Consider the following 16722-nt stretch of genomic DNA (forward strand, 5'->3'; position numbering starts at 1 on the left):
AGCGCGTGCAATCGACTGTTATAGCGCGTCAGCCTCAGTATCACCGTCCATGCGGCGACCAAGTACGGAGTCGATCGCCTCTCGGGTTCGGTCGTCGGAGTCCGGCCAGAGGTGGCTGTAAGTGTCGAGGGTTTCGGATGCAGAAGCGTGTCCGAGGCGTGCCTGGACCGTCTTGACTGATTCGCCGTACCGGATGAGCAGCGAGGCGTAGTAGTGGCGCAGGGCGTGCATGCCGGGACCGGTGGCTTGGTTGAGTCCAGCCACCCTCGCGACAGGACGCCAGACATGGCCGAACGCTTGGCGGGTGATCGGGCGGCCGTCGAGCGTGAAGATGAGGTCGTCGTCGCCGATGTCGCGCGCCGCCAGATGACCGTTGAGTGCGTCGACGACGGTTGCCGGCAACGGGATCGTGCGATAGCTCGCCCGCGTCTTCAACGGCCCGAACTCCGTGACGCGATTTAGTCGCGTCAGGAGTTGTCGGTCGACGGTCACGACCGGGTTCGTGCCAAGCAGGCGGAGCCTGTTGCGGGTCAGCCCGAAGATCTCTCCTTGGCGCATCCCGGTGCCAGCGGCGAAGATGACCAGCGCCTTCAGGTCATCGGGCAGGTGCTCGCGCAGGGTCTCGACCTGGCCGGTGGTGAGCGGCATGATCCGCCGTCGTTCGACGCGCGGAAGCCGAGTGCCCTCGCAGGGGTTAGCCATGATCCTGCGGTCGCGGATCGCTGAGCGGAAGATCCCCGACACCACCCCGTGGATCACGCCGACGGTTGCAGGCGCCAGCGGCTTCCGCTTGGCGGCCCGGTCCCCCGTGCCGAGGAGCTTGACCCACGCCTGCACCTCCGACGGCAGGACGCTGCCGATCGGCCGGGCGCCGAAGATCGGGTAGACGTGTCGCCTGAGCACGGACTCGACGTACGCCTCACTGGTGGGTCGGTGCACCTGAGCGGTTCGCCACTGCTCGGCGTACTCCTTGAAGGTGATCTTGCCGGCGCGGGGATCGACGTACTGGCCGATGACGATGGAGGTCGTCACCTCGTCGATCCACCGCTGCGCGTCGAGCTTCCGGGTGAAGTGCTTTGCGTGCTCCTGGCCGGCTTCGTCGCGGTAGCGCGCACGCCACCTGCCGTCCGGCCGCTTCTGGATGTTGGCCATGGCTCCTCGGAACGAGGTGGGTGAGTTGTCAGAGAGCGCCTTGCTGCTGGCGGCGCTGCTCGCGGATGAACCGCCGCACGTCGCCGACCGTGGTGACGAGGTGACGGCCGATCTTGAAGAACTCAGGGCCGACCCCGCGCTGGCGCCACCAGCGCATCGTGTTGATCGGCACCCTGAGGATGTCAGCGACCTCGGACAGTGTCATCAGCTCTTCAGCATCGCGCTCGGGAAACGGAACATGGGTCGTTGTGGTGGTCACGGGTTCCTCCGTAGGTGTGGTGATGGTCCGTTGGAGTAGCAACCCCACGCCGATGGATTCGGACGTCCGCGTGCGACCGTCGGTGAGGTCTGTGTGCCTCACCGTCCGACGCCAGACCCCTGCGCTGGCTGCGCCTGCGGATAGCGCAGTTCCTCCGGGCGACGCGCTACCGGCGCCGGCGGTCGGAGCGCGGCCCGCCTCGGTGCAGTGGGGCCGTACCGGTCGATGTCCTCGGCCGCACGACGGGCAGCGTGCGTCGGTCCGAGGTCGGCGCGGTCGCGGCCGAACACCTCAACCCACTGACGGCGCGCGTCGTCCTCGGTCTCAGCGACCAGGTGCGCGACGTTGCGCTCGCGCCCGCGGGTCATCCCGACGTACGTCGACGCGGCGCCGCTGTGCTCGCCGACCAGCACGTGCGAGGTCGGGACGGTCGAACCTTGCGCGCCGTACGCCGTGGTGGCGAAGGCGAGCTCGAGGTGCCGACGCGCATAGGTCGCGGGGAGGACGCGACGTCCTGCGTCGCCGAAGACTTCGACCGAGTCCGGTCGCGCAGCAACGACGGTCCACCTCTCCCGGTTGGCGACCCCGAGCTCGCTGTCGTTGCGACGAGTTGCCACCCGGTCTCCCACCGCGATTCGCTCGCCCGCGGAGGTGACGAGGACGTCGGGGTCCTCCCCTCTGCTGGCGTGCACGTGGTGGACCAGACTGTTGATCCGCGTGACCTGCTCGCGGGTGTCGGCTACGACGAGCTCGCCGCTCGAGGCAAGCGCGGCGAGGGGCGGCGACCCGTTCGACCTCGCTGGCGTGCACCACCACGAGCCCACGACGCGCCAGCTCGTCGAACACCTCGTCAGGTCGGGCGCCAGTGCGCATCCGCAGCGACAGGTCGGCGTACTCCGGATCGGCGAAGCGATGGACGCCCTCGAGCTCGACCAGCCGACTCGGCGCGAACCGGGCCGCCAGGTCGAGCACTCCCCCGCGTCCGACCGCCGGTAGCTGATGCCGGTCGCCGACCAGCGTCACCCGAGCACCCGTGGCGTCGGCCAGCTCGAGCAGTGCGCGGGCCGCGTCCTGGTCGAGCATCCCGGCCTCGTCGACGACCAGGAGGGTGCGGCGATCGAGGCGCGGCGCGTCGGGTGCCGGCTCCGCGCGCCCCCAGCGCCTGTCCTCGTCCCAGCGGTAGCCGTGCTGGTGCAGGAGCCAAGCCACGGAGTACGCCGCGGTGCCGACCTCGGCCGACGCGACCTGAGCAGCCTTGCGGGTCGGCGTCACGATCAACATCCGTCCACGGCGTGCCTCGACCTCTGCTCGCTTCGCAGCCAACCGACGCGTCTTGCCGGCCCCGGCGGCACCTTCGACCACGGTGATCGTCCTCTCGTCGGCGCGTTGAGTGATGCGGGCAACGAGTTCACGCTCAACCGCCAAGACGCGAGGTGACGTGTGGGCTCTGACGTGCGCCGGGACGTCGTTGCGACCGAGCAGCAGCGAGGAGGCTTCGAGCACCCGCGCTGCGAGGTCCTCGGCCAGCTCTCGGCGGACAGCGCCGTCGACGACCACTTCGGCCGACGCAATCAGCTTCTCCACCTCACCGCGAGCGTCCGCACCGTTCCACGCCGACCGTCGCGAGCCGAGCCTCGTGAGCGCCCTGTCGACGATGACTTCTCGGTCCAGCTCCCCCGGTCGGACCGTGACGAGATGACGCGGCCGGGAGGGTGCAACGAATCCCAGGTCGTCGAGCTCGTCCGACCACCGCTCGCGCAGCTGGTCGCCCGACACTGGGATGACCTTGTCCGGGCGGGCCTCGGACCAGGCGCGCCGGTCCCACGACTGCCGCAGGGTCGGACCCGGCTCCTCGCCGGGATGGTCCGCACGCCAGCTGGCCTCGTAGCGGTCGATGTTGGTCTCAATCTGTCGTGCCCGCGCGCTGAACGCTCCGGCGTACGCCTTCAGCTCGACGATCTCGCCGCCGCCGTCGTCGAGGGAGTAGCCGTGCGATGCCAGCGCCGCTCGGAACTGAGGGTCAGTCATCACCGCGGCGTGCCCGATCCCGTTGATTGCCTCGAGGCTGTCGCGGATCCCCACCGTGTGCAGTCCGCGCCACGATCCGGCCGCCTTCACCCGCGCGTTGATCTGGAGATGAAGGTGCCGGTGCGGATCACCGGCACGTGAAGTGAAGTGACGTACAACGGCAGCCTCGATCTGCTCGACCGGGACTTGCACCTGGCGGTCGCGCGGTCCTACGCGAGTGGTCGCGTGCTGGGCCAGCCAGCTGATGATCTCCGCCGCAGCGCGATCCTGCGCAGCGTCGTACGCCTCCGCGACCTCAGGGTGCAGCGCCGCGGCGATCGACCAGGTCTTGGGTCCGTTGACGGTGACCTCGACAAACCGGACCGCTTGGGCGTTAGAGCGGAGCCGGCCCTTCGCTGCACCGGACTCGACGTCGTATCCCGCCACCCACCGCTCGTACGTTGGGCCATCCATGTCGTCGCGTCGCTGCACGAGGCTCGACCGGGCGACGAGACGCTGCGCCAGGCCGGTCCCCTCTGCCAGGTAGTAGTCATCTGCTCGGGACCGGTCGGCCTCGACGTAGGTGCGCGCGGCTGCGGCACTGCCGCGATAGATCTTCATCCCACCGTGCACCCGAGACGCCCCCATCGACATCCATCGACAACCACGAATCCGCAGGTCAGACGGCCTTTTCCGTGCTATCCCTCACGGAAATTCGTAGCATGCGTGCCGCTTATTTGGTGGGGAAGAGAGACGCTTAGCAGGGAGGCATCGAGGGCCCGTTGATGTGTAGCAATGGCTGCTGATAGCGAGCCCAGGCGACTGGCTTGGCTGGATCAATGCGTGCGCGGTCACAGGGCGATTTCGAAGCGACTGATTGCGGGACGGCGCCCCTAGCCTGCGCTTACGCTCGGTTCATGAGCACATGGGGGAACAATGAGCCCGCGCCGGCCGGCCAAGCAGCGAGTCGCACGCCAGCGCAGAACTACGCCGGTGAAGTTGGGCGGTTCGTGAGGACCATCAGGGGGACTCGCATTGCGCTGCTGGCCCTCATTGCACTCGGTACGTTGTTCATGGCGCTGGCGTCATCGGACCTCGCGCTTTTCGCCGTGCTGTACGGATTGGTATCAGGCCTATTCGTTCACGTGGTCCTCGGCTGGCTCGAGCACAGCCTTGGCTTACTGTCCGGCATCTATCTCAACGGACAGGCCAAGCCGCCCGCCGCCTGATTCAGACGGACGGTCGCGCTTGGTGAGGCAAGGCGAAGGCAGGTTAAGAGGGATGAGCGGACGTGCCTCCCCGTTCAAGCGGTCTCGGCCTCCGCATGAAATTCGTCGTAGGTCCCGGCCAGATAACTGAGCATCATCGTCTGGAAATCCGGGTTGGCGAAGAACAGGTCGAACAGCTGTCCGTTCTTGTCATGCCGCTGCACCAAGAACTCCTTGATCTTCTCGGCCAGCACCAACTCGTATTGGCTGCGGTCATTGTGGAGTGCGACGTCGCGCATCTCGTCGTCGTCCTTGACGACTACCCACTGCTGGTCGACCCAGATCTTGTCGGCGTCGCCCAGGTCTGCGCCGTACTTGTCATTCATGGCCGATATGAGGGCCGAGAGCCTGTCGAGGACGGGGTCGGCTTCCTTGCCCTTGCCCTCGCCGGGTAGCGCAACGCTTGCCTCGTCTGCCGCAGTCAGCTCGATGACGTGATCGCCCGAGACCGAGAGGCGCAGGTGGGTGAGCTGCACCGACTTGCTCAGCTGCGGCATTGGGTCGGAGTCCCCGGTCGGGAGCTCGGTCAGCAGTGCCTTGCCGTAGAGGAACAGGCGCTCCAGGTCGGGATCGGTCCACGGCATGACCTGGGCGACGAAGGCGTAGGCGCGACAGAAGTGGTTGAGCTGGGCCCGGAACTCCTCGGCCGCGTCCACCTCCAACAGCGCGAACCGCCCCACTGCCGGATGCAGGTTGGCGTAGATCACCGACTGCTGCGTGGGGTCTTCGGACAGGAGGGCTGCCACCGCGGCTGCCATCTCTCCCGATGCGAGAACGCCGGCGGCGAGCAGGTCGTGCTCCATCGTGTAAAGCACATTCGGATCGGTCGGCGCCGCGAATGACTCCTCGTAGAACGGCTCGAAGGCCTCCTGAATCTCCTCGGCACTGTTGGCAAAGTCGAGGACGAAGGTGTCCTCCTTGCCCGGGTGGGTGCGGTTGAGCCGCGACAGTGTCTGCACCGCCTTCACCCCGGCGAGCTTCTTGTCGACGTACATCGTGTGGAGCATGGGCTCGTCGAAGCCGGTCTGGTACTTCTCGGCGACCACCAAGACCTGGAATCCGTCCTCGCGGAACTTCTTCGGCAGCTGACCCTCGCCGAACCCGTTCATCCCCGCCTCGGTGAACTCGAGGTCCGGCGCCTCGGGGTCGGACACCGTTCCGGAAAACGCGATCAGGACCCGGAGCGGAGCATCGCCCTGGTCGTAGCCCTTGCGCTCGATGTAGGCGTCGAGCGCCTGCTTGGTGCGCACAGCGTGCAGTCGCGAGCGCGTCACCACCATCGCCTTCGCGTTGCCATCAAGCTTGGCAGCGGTCTTCTGGCGGAAGTGCTCGACGATGACCTCGGCCTTCGCCTCGAGCTGGTAGGGGTGCAGCGAGACGAACCGTGCGAGCGCGGCCTTGGCCTTGCCCGCATCCATCTCGGGATCGTTCTTGGGGTGGGAATTGGCGAGCTTGTAGTAGGTGGAGTAGGTCGTATAGCTGGCCAGCACGTCGAGGATGAACCCCTCCTCGATCGCCTGGCGCATCGAGTACGTGTGGAAGGGCCGCTTGTGCCCGTCCTGCTCCAGCTGGCCGAAGGTCTCGAGCGTCTTCGGTTTCGGAGTCGCGGTGAAGGCGAAGAAGGACAGGTTCTGCTGCTTCCCCCGCGCCCGGGCGCTCGCCAGCAGCGCGTTCTCCTCGGGCGAGGTCTCGGACTCCTCCTCCGCGGCCTCGGCCTCGGCGAGCCCGTCGCCCAGCACCTTCTTGAGCTTCTTGACCGCGTCGCCCGTCGTCGACGAGTGCGCCTCGTCCACGACGACCGCGAACCGGCGACCCACCACCGCGTTCGCGGTCTCCGCGATCACCGGGAATTTTTGGAGCGTCGTGATGATGACGCGGGCCGCGTTGCCCTCGAGCGCCTCCTTGAGCTGGCTGGAGTGCTGGTCGACGCGCACGATCGTGCCCGGAGTGTGGTCGAGCCCCGAAACAGTCTCCTGGAGCTGCCGATCGAGCACGCGTCGGTCGGTGATGACCACGACCTTGTCGAAGATCGGCGCGTCGTCGTCGCCATGCAGGCGCGAGAGCGAGTGCGCCGTCCACGCGATGGTGTTCGACTTGCCTGAGCCGGCGGAGTGCTGGACGAGGCGATCGACGCCGGGGCCGGATGCTCTTGTCTCGGACAGGATCGACCGCACCGCGTGCCACTGGTGGTAACGCGGGAACAGCACGGTGCCTGATCCTTGGGCAACGTCGTGGGCGTGCACGAACGTGTGGAGCAGGTCGAGCCAGGCGTCGCGCTGCCACACCTGCTCCCAGAGGTACGCAGTCTGGTAGCCGTCGCCCGTCGGGTTTCCTGCGGCGCCGGGCCGTCCCGGGCCATTGGAGCCCGTGTTGAACGGCAGGAACCTGGTCTGGTCCTTGGCCAATCGGGTTGTCATCGCGACCCTGTGCGGGTCGACGGCGAAGTGGACCAGCGTGCGCTTGGCGAAGATCAGGTCGTTGGGGTTGCGGTCCGTGCGGTACTGCGACATCGCGTGCTCGATGTTCTGGTGGGTCAGCGGGTTCTTCAACTCTGCGGTCGCGACCGGGATGCCGTTCACCACCAGCGCCAGGTCGAGCGAGTCGGCAGGGTTGGACTCCGAGTGGTGCAGCTGTCGGACGACCCCGCACCGATTGGCGGCGTATCGCTCGGCCAGCTCTGGCGTCAGGTTGTTGGCGGGCTTCGACCAGCACATCCGCACCGTCACGCCGGAGTCCTTCACCGTCCCGCGCAGGACGCTGATACTGCCGCGGTGGTCGATCGCATCGGCGACGACCTTGACGAACTTCGCGGCGGCCATCTGTTCACCGCCGTGGCGGGTGATCAGCTGTTCCCACTCCTTCGGCTGGGAATCCTGGACGTACGCCACGAGCTCACCGCCGAAGAGAGCGAGCTGCTTGTCGTACGTCGCTGGATCGAGCTTGAACCAGTCATGGGTGAGCAGGTGCGCCTCGATGTTGGACTCGAACGCGGCCTCGTTGTGGACGCTCATGCGGGGATCCCGCTTCTCGCGGTCGTGACGTCGAGCTCGCCCGTGACCGCGGCGGTGATGAGGGACGTCTTGTACTCCGCGAGCAGCGCAGTCTGCCTCCCCAAGTCGGCGAGCATCCGGTCACGCGCTTGACCGCAGCGAGCAACTTCTGCCACGACCGAACGCTGAACCTCCGTTGTCGGTAGGCCCACTGTCAGGTCCATGAGGTCAGGAAAGTAGATGGTTTTGTGGGTTGAGCCCATGGACAGATAGTCGAGGAGGAACGAGCGGCGGGCGCGCAGCGCATGCAGCAGGAACTCCGGGACGAGGTCGTCGCCGCAGGTCCACGTTGCGAAGTCCTGGCTCGTCGCCATGTCCGCTCCCATCACGATCGAGAAGCCAGCGGACGCCGTGCGGCTGAGCGCCACGGTTCCGGCAGGATGGAGAACGGCGGCGCTGTTCCTCAGACCAACGTCGCTGATCTTCACGCTCGTGTTCTCTAACACGTCGATCTGGTCCTGCCTGAACCGATGGACGTCGCCTGTTGTCAGCCACGGGATCGTGCAGTCCTGCCAATACTCGTCGTTTGATCTGCTCGGTGTGTGACCAGTTCCCATACGTGCGACTTGGCTGAGGCGACGTTCTGGCCATTCGGGCGCCGACACCGCGGCCGCTCGGGCCGCTTCGAACTGTTCGACCGCTGCCGCCTGCTGCTTGCGACGAGCGGTGATGATTTGATCAAGCCGGCCTGCTCGGTCATCGAGGAAGTCCGCGATACGTCGCTGCCTCGCGAGGGGAAGGTCCGGCAGGATCAAATTCGCGTAGCGGTCGGCATTGAAGTTCTGGATCGTGCTAACGACCGCTTCGGACCGAATAGCTTCCTGCACGGGACGTGAATCCAGCGCGTATTGAAGGAAGCGCGGGTCCGCGGCGCGGTTTGGTCGGAACCGGACAAGAAATCCGGCGAATGTCGATCCGGCTCCGTCAGGTCCTACCAAATAGGAACGACCGATTGTTCCAGCGCGTGACAGCAGAATGTCGTGCTCCCGCAGTACATGCCGAGTGTCGATCGGGCCCGTAAGAAACACGCCTTGATCTGCACCTTTGAGCCCCAGCGCAGAGATGTCGCTGGTGCGCAACAGCCGAATACCGTCCGTTGTGTACTCGTCGGGCGAAACGTTGAGTCCATATTGCCCCGCGTCCTCGCAGGCGTGCTTCAACCTCACAGCCCGAGCCCCTGCATCCACTCTTGGATCTGGTCCTCGAGCTCCCTGATCTCGCTGGCGATCTCCTCGACGGGACGTGGAGGCGTGTAGACGTAGAACTGACGGGTGAAAGGGATCTCGAAGCCGAGCTTGGACTTGGTGTGGTCGATCCAAGCGTCGGCGACGTATGGGTGGATCTCGTTGACCAGGTGCTCTTCCGCGGCCTCCCGCAGCACCTTCGCGCGCTCTTCGTCGCCCAGGTCGAGGAAGCCAGCAGGCAGTGACACGTTCTCCTGATCGCGGAGCTTAGGATCAGCGACCACCTTGCCCCGCTTCTCGAGAGCCGGTGCGTTCGGCGACGTGCCCTCCCCTAGTGAGACCAAGCCGTCGAACAACCCGACGGGCGGCGGCATCATGTCGGCCTGTACCGGTGCGCCGTCCCTGATCAGACCCGGCCCGGGCTCGAACGCTCGACTGCACCCAGGTTCGCACCACGCCTTATGGACCAGGTGCTCAAGGGCCTTCGCCGTAGCGGCGGCATCAACCTCGCCCTCGATCACGACGTCGTCCCATGTGCCGCCGCGCGTGGCGATCCACGTGTCGCGCTCCTCGTCGAAGCCGATGTCGTAGTGGGTTCGGTCGATGCCGAGGTGCGCCTCCCAGCCGTCGTACTCCGACGAGAGCGGCAGCAAGTGGCTCTCGTGGTCAGGGAGGCAGCCGTGCCTGACGTACGCGTCGAAGAGGCGCTGACGGAACACCTCCTCCGAGTCGGCCTGGACACCGATGAGCCGCCGCAGGTCGGTAGCCTCGCGACCATCCATGTCGAGGCGACCCAGGACGGCCGAGGTGACCTCCCAGCGGGGACGCAACGGCCGTTCAACGGTGATCCGTTGGAAACCGAACATCTCGCGCGACAGCACCCTCACGCGCGGGTCGGCGGCGTGCTCCCCCAGCGCGCCGCCGTACAGCTGCACGAGCTGGGCGATTGCGTCCGGGGTCAGCTCCTTGCGCTTGTCGCCGAGCGACTTGCGCATCTTGGTGCCGAGCTCGCGGCCGTCGACGAGTTTGACGACTCCACGGTCCTGTTCGGCCTTGTCATTGGTGAGGATCCAGACATAGGTGGAGATACCGGTGTTGTAGAACATCTGGTCCGGCAGCGCGACGATGCCCTCAAGCCAGTCGTTCTCGAGAATCCACCGCCGGATCTCCGACTCCCCCGAGCCCGCTTGGCCGGAGAAGAGCGGCGAGCCCGACAAGACGATCCCGACCCGGGAACCGCCGGGCTTCATCTTGCTCAGCATGTGCTGGAGGAACAGCAGTGACCCGTCCGAGACACGCGGCAGACCAGCACCGAATCGACCGTCGAAGCCGCGCTTGGAATGCTCGTCCTTGATCGGACCGGCGTAGCCCTTCCAGTCCACGCCGTAGGGCGGGTTGGCGAGGATGAAGTCGAAGCCCGGGAGCGTTGCGAACGCGTCGTCCACCAGCGTGTTCCCGTTGGCCATCTGCTTCGGGTCGATGTCCTGCATCATCAGGTCCGACTGAGCGATCGCCCACGTTTCGTCGTTGAGCTCCTGGCCGTAGACCTTGACGACCGCGCCGGGGTTGAGCTCCTCGATCCGGTGGAGCGCGCCCATGAGCATGCCGCCGGTTCCGGCGGACGGGTCGTAGACCGTACGCACCGGCTTGGGGTTCTCGGTCAGCTCGCCTGCCGTCCTGCCGGTGAGCATGAGGTGCACCATCAGGTCGATGACCTCCCGTGGCGTGTAGTGCTCACCCGCGGTCTCGTTGGACATCTCGGAGAACTTCCGGAGAAGCTCTTCGAAGATGTAGCCCATCGCTTCGTTGCTGACCACGCTCGGGCGCAGGTCGAGGTCCGCGAAATCGGCCAGGACGGCGTAAAGAATGCCGGCCTTCTGCATCCGGGCGATCTTGTCGTCGACGTTGTAGGCCTCCATGACGGCGTACGCGTCGGGCGAGAGCCGGCGGATGTAGCCAGCGAGCGCCTGGTCGAGGTTCTTGTCGTCGTTCAGCATCGACGCGATCGTCAGGGGCGAGGCGTTGAAGAAGCGCTGTCCCGCTACCTTCTTCAGAATCGCCTCCTGCCCGGGGCCGATGTCGCTCATGCCCTTCGAGGCGTCGAGCACTGCCTGCTTCGTCGGCTCGAGCACAGCGTCCATGCGGCGCAGCACTAGGAGCGGCAACATGACCGATCCATACTCGTGCTGCTTGAAGGTGCCGCGAAGCTTGTCGGCCACCTTCCACACGAACGCGACCTTGTCCGAGAACCCCTGCGGCGCCATCCATTCCCCATTTCCTGAGCCAGCGCCGCCACCCTATTTCACGTGGCCGAGACACGCAGACGGAGTGCCCAGCTTGCTCGAAGTTGCTCGGGCTGTTGGAGCGCAACCGAACCCGGACGCTGGGCCTGTGACGGGCCGATTCAGTCCGCACAGAGTCCGCAAGAATTTCGGGGACTACCGTTCCGGACAGTCACTCCAAATCACGTTTCCGCAGGTCAGAAGGCATTTCCGCTGAATTCCAACTGCATCAACTTACGCGAGAACGCTCCCCGGCCTACAGGCCGACCCACTCCCCCGCCCGGCGCGTCGAACGACCCGAAGTCGCACGCCTACCGCTGCCTGAGCGTGTCAGGGGGCGGCCGTACGACGTTGTGGTCGTCTGACGCGCCTGTGGATGACGCGAGCGGAGCGGGACCTCCTCGCGGCAGGCTGACCGGATGGACGCCGCTCCAGCACTCGAACGTCTCGGCGGGATCGCCGGCGCTCGCGACCTGCTGCGGCTGACGACCCGTCGGCGGCTCCGCCGGGCCTCGCCCGCGGCCGGGTCGTGCGGCTCAGCCGGGGCCACTACGCGCTGCCGACGGCCGACGACGCCCGTCAGGTGGCGTCCCGGCTCACCGCGATCGTGTGCCTGCGGAGCGCGGCAGCCCATCACGGATGGGCGCTCAAGGCGCAACCGCACGTCCCGGAGCTGATGGTCAGGCGCGGCCGCAAGCTCTCACCGGAGCAGCGCGCGGGGGTCTCGATCCACTGGGCGAACGTCGCCGACGACCAGGTCGTCGACGGTGTGACGACGCCGCTACGCACGGTGGTCGACTGTGCTCGGATCCTGCCGTTCGACGAGGCACTCGCCATCGCCGACTCCGCCCTGCGGTCCGGGCTGGTGACGCGTGCCGACCTCGACGCGATCGACGTACGCGGTGCGGGCGCCGACGCCGTACGGCTCGTGCTGCGCCACGCCGATCGCCGTGCGGCCAACCCCTTCGAGTCGGTCCTCCGCGCCCTCTGCGTCGAGGCCGGGATCGTCGTGGAGCCCCAGGCTGCCGTCGACCTCGGCACCGGCACCATCCACCCGGACCTGGTGTGTCACGCGCTCCGCCTGGCGTTCGAGGCCGACTCGTGGTCCTTCCACGCCTCGCGCAAGGCCCACCGACGCGACTGCGCGCGCTACAACCTGCTGGTGATCAACGGCTGGCGGGTGCTGCGGTTCACCTGGGAGCAGGTGATGCACGACCAGGCCTACGTGCGCTGGGTGCTGGCCCAGGTCGCCCGGAGCGTCGGACGACCAGAAGTCGCGGCCGTCATCGTCAGCCCCGCTCAGGCGGCTGCTGCCGGCTGAGTTGTGGTCGTCCGACGCGCCGCCGTACGTGGCTCACGCCAGCCGGAACTCCACCTTGCGCATCTTCGGGTCGGCGGTCGCCAGCTCGACGGTGACCTCCTCGCCGAGGGGCAGGTCGCCCGAGCCGGTCACCCGCGCCTCGATGGCGGGGTCCTGGATGGTGATGTCGCCCTTCTGCTTGCTCTTCTCGTCGAGGTCGACGATCACAGCGGTGAAACGCTCGCCGACCCGGTCGTGGAGCAGCTCGGCCTCGCAGAGGTCGACGATGGCGTTCTCGTAGCGGTTGGCGCGGCGCCCCGACTCGGTCATCGTGTCGGGCAGCTCGTGCATGGCCTCGATCACCCACGCCGGCACGTCGGTGCCGGCGCACAGCGCCACGCAGACCTCGCCGGCGTAGCGGTCGGCGAGGCGGCGGAGCGGCGCGGTGACGTGGGCGTACTCCGAGGCGAGCGCGGAGTGCTGCGCCAGCTCGGGCAGCTCGCCGTTGAAGGACACGTAGCCGGCACCGCGCAGCAGGCGCGTGCACGCCACGATCATCGCGGCGTGGGTCGGCTTCGACGGGTCCAGGGTGCGGACGAAGTCGGGGTAGAGCTGCTCGGCCGGCCACGAGATGCCGAGGGCGCGGGCGGTGCGGTGCAGGCGCTGTACGTCGTGGGGATCCGCCGGCGGCAGGGTGCGGAGGATGCCGACGCGGGCGTAGACCATCAGCGAGGCGGCCGCCATCCCGGTGAGGAGGGAGATCTGGGCGTTCCAGGTCTCGACCGGGGTCAGCCGTCGGAACTCCAGCTCCCAGTGCCCGTCGCCGTTCTCGACCAGCTCCTGCTCGGGCAGGGGCAGCGACACCCCGCCGCGAGCTGCCTCCCGGGCCAGGCGCAGCTCCCCGACCTCCTTGAGCAGGCCGATGAGCTCGTCGGCCCTCCCGGCGTCGAGGTCGGCCTGCACGCCCTCGTAGGACAGCTTGGCGCGCGAGCGCACCAGCGCACGCTCGACCTCGACGTCGGTGCCCTCGCCGGTCTCGTCGACCTTGATGGTCCACAGCAGCGCCGGGCGCACCTCGTCGGGCAGCAGCGACGCGGCTCCCTCGCTGAGCACGGTGGGGTGGAGCGGGATCTTGGAGTTGGCGCCGTAGAGCGTCTCGCCCCGGCGGTTGGCCTCCACGTCGACGGGGTCACCAGCGGTGACGAAGGCGGCGACGTCGGCGATCGCGTAGTGCACGACGTAGCCGGACCCGTCCCGCTCGATGTGCATCGCCTGGTCGAGGTCACGCGCCGACTCGGGGTCGATGGTGATGAACGGGATGTCGGTGCGGTCGAGCTCGGGCAGGCGGGGCGCTGCGGCTGCCTCGGCGGCAGCCCGCTCGACAGCGTCCGGGAAGTTGGGTGTCACCTCGAGGTCGGCCTGGATGGCGGCGATGCCGTCGCGCATCTCCTGCGCCGTCACGCTGTCGCCTGTCGACCGGACCTTGACCACGCGGTTGCTGGGCATACCCGGACCCTAGCCGGGAGGTCGCGGCGCGCGCTGCCTACGCTTGCGCGCGTGCTGATCCTGCTGCCGCCCAGCGAGGGCAAGACCGCTCCCCGACGTGGCAAGCCGCTCGACCTGGCCTCGCTGTCCTCGCCGTCCCTGACGCCGACCCGCGCAACGCTGCTGGAGGCGCTGGTGCAGCTCTGCGGCGACGACCCGGACACGGCGGCCGCGGTGCTCGGCCTGGGCCCGGCCCAGCGCGACCTGGTGCAGCGCAACGCCGACCTTCACCACGCGCCGACGGCCCGCGCCGACGCGATCTACACCGGGGTCCTCTACGACGCCCTCGGCTTCGACACCCTCTCCCCCGCTGCCCGTCGGCGCGCGACGGCGCGGGTGGCGATCACCAGCGCGCTGTTCGGCCTCGTCCGACCCGGCGACCGGATCCCGGCCTACCGCCTCTCCGGGGACGCCACCCTTCCCGGTGCCCCCGGCACGGGCTCGGTGGCCGGCGCCTGGCGCGAGGTCCTCGGCGAGGCCGTCAGCGACGCGGTCGGCACCGGCCTGCTCGTCGACCTCCGCTCCGGGACGTACGCCGCCTTCTGGCGGCCGCCGGCGGAGGTCGCCCGCCGCGTCGCGACGGTGCGCGTGCTCCACGAGTCCGGTGGGAAGCGGAGCGTGGTGAGCCACTTCAACAAGGCGACCAAGGGCCGCATCGTCCGCGCCCTGCTCGAGGACGGCGCCAATCCCCGCACCCCTACGGCTCTCGCCGACACCCTCACCCGGCTCGGCTGGGCCGTCGAGACGGGCGCGCCCACCGCGAAGGGCACCCAGCTCGACGTCGTGGTGACGGAGGTCTGAGCGGTCAGCGCAGCGGGATCACGTCGGTCGCCTCGAGCGGGTCCATCCCGCACAGCGCCAGCAGGTCGGCGATGATCGAGCGCACCTGGGCGAGGATCACCTCCGCGGACAGGTCGTCGCTGTGCTCGACCTGCGCCGTGGCGTGCCCCAGCGCGATGAGGTCGTCGATGACCGCCACCGCCATCCGGTCGGCCACCAGCTCGTCGGCGACCCGTTCGGCGAGGGCCGCCAGGTCGCGCATCAGGGAGGCGTACGACGACGGGACGGGCTCGCGGCGATAGCTGGCCACCGCCACCCGGCGCACCACCACGCGGGTGTTGCGCAGGGCCACGTCGAGCGGCTCGACGAGCTCGGCGAGCTGGCGCTGGTGCTCGCCGTGGCGACGCCGGAACGGCGAGGAGCTCACCACCGACAGGCCCTCCGACGAGGCCGCACGCAGCTCGGCGATGAGCGAGTCGGTCGACCGGGCGTCGCGCAGAACGGCCAGCGCCTTGTCGACGTCGCCGTCCCCGATCCGGTCGGCCGACGAGCGGAGCAGCTCGGCGATCTTGCGCACCACGACGGCCGCCTGGTCGCGCGGCTTGCGCAGCGGGGCGCGGGGCACCACGGTCGCTGCGACGAGCGCCACCGCTCCGCCGATGATGGCGTCGGTCCAGCGGATGAAGGCGTCGCCCGGCGCCGGCGCGAGCGCGGCGACGACGATGCCCTGCACGGCGGCCTGGATGATCATCAGCTGCCCGGCGTCGAGCAGCAGCGCGATGGACATGCCGGCGGCCACGATCAGCGCGATCTGCCACCCGCCCGAGCCGATCAGGTGGGTGGCCGCGTCACCGAGGAAGACGCCGAGCGCCACGCCGACGGTGACCTCTGCTACCCGCCGCTGGCGCTGGCCGTAGGACATCCCGAGCGACACCACGGCCGCGATCGGCGCGAAGAACGGCAGCCGGTGGTTGAAGACGTCGGCGGCGAGCCACCACGCGACGCCGGCGGCGACCGCGCACTGGCCGATCACCCACCCCTTGGCCCGCAGCCGGGCCACGCGGGCACGCAGCGACGTACGGCTGCGCTCGGCGACGAGCTCCGCGTCGATGAGGCGCACGACGCGTCAGTCCCTCAGAGGCCGGACTCGTCGGTGCGCACCAGGATGCGCTGGCACTCCTCGCACCGGACGACCTCGTCGTCCGGCGCCGAGCGGATGCGCGACAGCTCGGAGGCGTCGAGGGTCATGTTGCAGCCGCCGCACTGGCGCGACCGCAGCAGCGACGCCCCGATGCCCTTCTGCTCGCGCAGCCGCTCGTAGAGCGCCATCAGGTCGTCGGGGATGCCCTCGATCGCCGGGCCACGCGCGGACGCCACCTCGTCGAGGGAGCGGTCGATCGCAGCGCGCTTCTCGTCGCGCGCGGCGACCAGCTCGGCGAGCCGGGCGTCGATGTCCTCGGCACGGATGCCAAGACCGTCGAGCACCTGCTGGGCCTCCTCGAGCTTCTCCATCACCTCGAGCTCGGCGTCCTCGAGCGTGGAGATGCGCCGCTCGAGCGACACGAGCTCGTGCTGCATGCGCTCGAGGTCCTTGGGGTTGGTGATCTGCCCGGCGTCCATGCGGCTGCGGTCGCGCTCGCGGCGTGCCTTGACCTGCTCGACCTCGCGGTCGGCCCTGGCCTGCTCGACGGTGAGGTCGTCCACGACGATGCGCGCGTCGCGCACCCGGTCGGTGAGCTCGGTGCGCTCGGCCTCGAGCGTGCTGATCTCGGCCGCCTCGGGCAGGTGGCCTCGCTGGTGGCGCAGCTGGGCGGCGCGGCGGTCGAGCTCGGCGACGTCGAGGAGCGCGAGCTGGTGGGTGGGATCGGCCTTCAACGGCTCTCCTGCTTCGACAT

Annotated in this window: 12 protein-coding genes and 1 pseudogene; 3 read left to right on the forward strand and 10 right to left on the reverse strand. The window is 68.4% G+C overall.

The window, feature by feature from the left end; all coding sequences use genetic code 11:
• Positions 1–18: 18 nt before the first annotated feature.
• The 4 genes and pseudogenes from Q1B24_RS19490 to mobF form a co-directional block, all read right to left on the reverse strand.
• Positions 19–1152, reverse strand: a complete 1134-nt coding sequence (locus Q1B24_RS19490) for a site-specific integrase (RefSeq protein ID WP_299931796.1) — start codon at positions 1150–1152, stop codon at positions 19–21.
• A gap of 28 nt (positions 1153–1180) precedes the next feature.
• Positions 1181–1411 (reverse strand): helix-turn-helix domain-containing protein, encoded by a 231-nt coding sequence (locus Q1B24_RS19495; RefSeq protein WP_224278505.1) that lies wholly within the window; start codon positions 1409–1411, stop codon positions 1181–1183.
• A gap of 98 nt (positions 1412–1509) precedes the next feature.
• Positions 1510–2103 carry a hypothetical protein gene (locus Q1B24_RS19500; RefSeq protein ID WP_299931862.1) on the reverse strand — a complete coding sequence of 198 codons (594 nt, stop codon included), beginning with the start codon at positions 2101–2103 and terminating at the stop codon, positions 1510–1512.
• A 175-nt stretch (positions 2104–2278) separates the two neighbouring features.
• Positions 2279–4072, reverse strand: a pseudogene (gene mobF / locus Q1B24_RS19505) (MobF family relaxase); the annotation flags it as partial.
• Between the two features lie 263 nt (positions 4073–4335).
• Between mobF and Q1B24_RS19510 the strand changes: the two are divergent.
• Positions 4336–4647, forward strand: a complete 312-nt coding sequence (locus Q1B24_RS19510) for a hypothetical protein (protein WP_299931800.1) — start codon at positions 4336–4338, stop codon at positions 4645–4647.
• A 74-nt stretch (positions 4648–4721) separates the two neighbouring features.
• On the opposite strand, the gene Q1B24_RS19515 is transcribed toward Q1B24_RS19510, so the two are convergent.
• The 3 genes from Q1B24_RS19515 to Q1B24_RS19525 form a co-directional block, all read right to left on the reverse strand.
• Complete coding sequence (locus Q1B24_RS19515; protein ID WP_299931802.1) at positions 4722–7574, reverse strand: DEAD/DEAH box helicase family protein; 2853 nt, start codon at positions 7572–7574, stop codon at positions 4722–4724.
• 119 nt (positions 7575–7693) lie between these two features.
• Entirely contained in the window at positions 7694–8902 is a 1209-nt protein-coding gene (locus Q1B24_RS19520) for a restriction endonuclease subunit S (protein WP_299931804.1), read from the reverse strand.
• Entirely contained in the window at positions 8899–11184 is a 2286-nt protein-coding gene (locus Q1B24_RS19525; RefSeq protein ID WP_299931806.1) for a class I SAM-dependent DNA methyltransferase, read from the reverse strand. The genes Q1B24_RS19520 and Q1B24_RS19525 overlap by 4 nt, the downstream gene beginning before the upstream one ends.
• Positions 11185–11731: 547 nt before the next feature.
• Between Q1B24_RS19525 and Q1B24_RS19530 the strand changes: the two genes are divergently transcribed.
• Positions 11732–12523, forward strand: coding sequence for a DUF559 domain-containing protein (locus tag Q1B24_RS19530; protein ID WP_299931808.1), 792 nt, complete (start codon positions 11732–11734; stop codon positions 12521–12523).
• A 33-nt stretch (positions 12524–12556) separates the two neighbouring features.
• Here the strand turns inward: Q1B24_RS19530 and Q1B24_RS19535 are convergent, their stop codons facing one another.
• A complete protein-coding gene (locus Q1B24_RS19535; protein WP_299931810.1) occupies positions 12557–14008 on the reverse strand; it encodes an RNB domain-containing ribonuclease in 1452 nt (483 codons plus the stop codon).
• A 51-nt stretch (positions 14009–14059) separates the two neighbouring features.
• Between Q1B24_RS19535 and yaaA the strand changes: the two genes are divergently transcribed.
• A complete protein-coding gene (gene yaaA / locus Q1B24_RS19540) occupies positions 14060–14848 on the forward strand; it encodes a peroxide stress protein YaaA (protein WP_299931812.1) in 789 nt (262 codons plus the stop codon).
• A 4-nt stretch (positions 14849–14852) separates the two neighbouring features.
• Here yaaA and Q1B24_RS19545 read toward each other — a convergent pair whose 3' ends face one another.
• A complete protein-coding gene (locus tag Q1B24_RS19545) occupies positions 14853–15947 on the reverse strand; it encodes an FUSC family protein (protein WP_299931814.1) in 1095 nt (364 codons plus the stop codon).
• Between the two features lie 14 nt (positions 15948–15961).
• Positions 15962–16702, reverse strand: a complete 741-nt coding sequence (locus Q1B24_RS19550; protein ID WP_299931816.1) for a C4-type zinc ribbon domain-containing protein — start codon at positions 16700–16702, stop codon at positions 15962–15964.
• Positions 16703–16722: the final 20 nt, after the last annotated feature.

The sequence above is a fragment of the uncultured Nocardioides sp. genome (assembly GCF_947488025.1).
Lineage (GTDB): Bacteria > Actinomycetota > Actinomycetes > Propionibacteriales > Nocardioidaceae > Nocardioides.

Excerpts from the sequence above, each read along its gene's own strand:
- Q1B24_RS19490 (WP_299931796.1), bottom strand. The coding sequence starts at position 1,152 with ATGGCCAACATCCAGAAGCGGCCGGACGGCAGGTGGCGTGCGCGCTAC.
- Q1B24_RS19510 (WP_299931800.1), top strand. The coding sequence starts at position 4,336 with ATGAGCACATGGGGGAACAATGAGCCCGCGCCGGCCGGCCAAGCAGCG.
- Q1B24_RS19525 (WP_299931806.1), bottom strand. The coding sequence starts at position 11,184 with ATGGCGCCGCAGGGGTTCTCGGACAAGGTCGCGTTCGTGTGGAAGGTG.
- Q1B24_RS19535 (WP_299931810.1), bottom strand. The coding sequence starts at position 14,008 with ATGCCCAGCAACCGCGTGGTCAAGGTCCGGTCGACAGGCGACAGCGTG.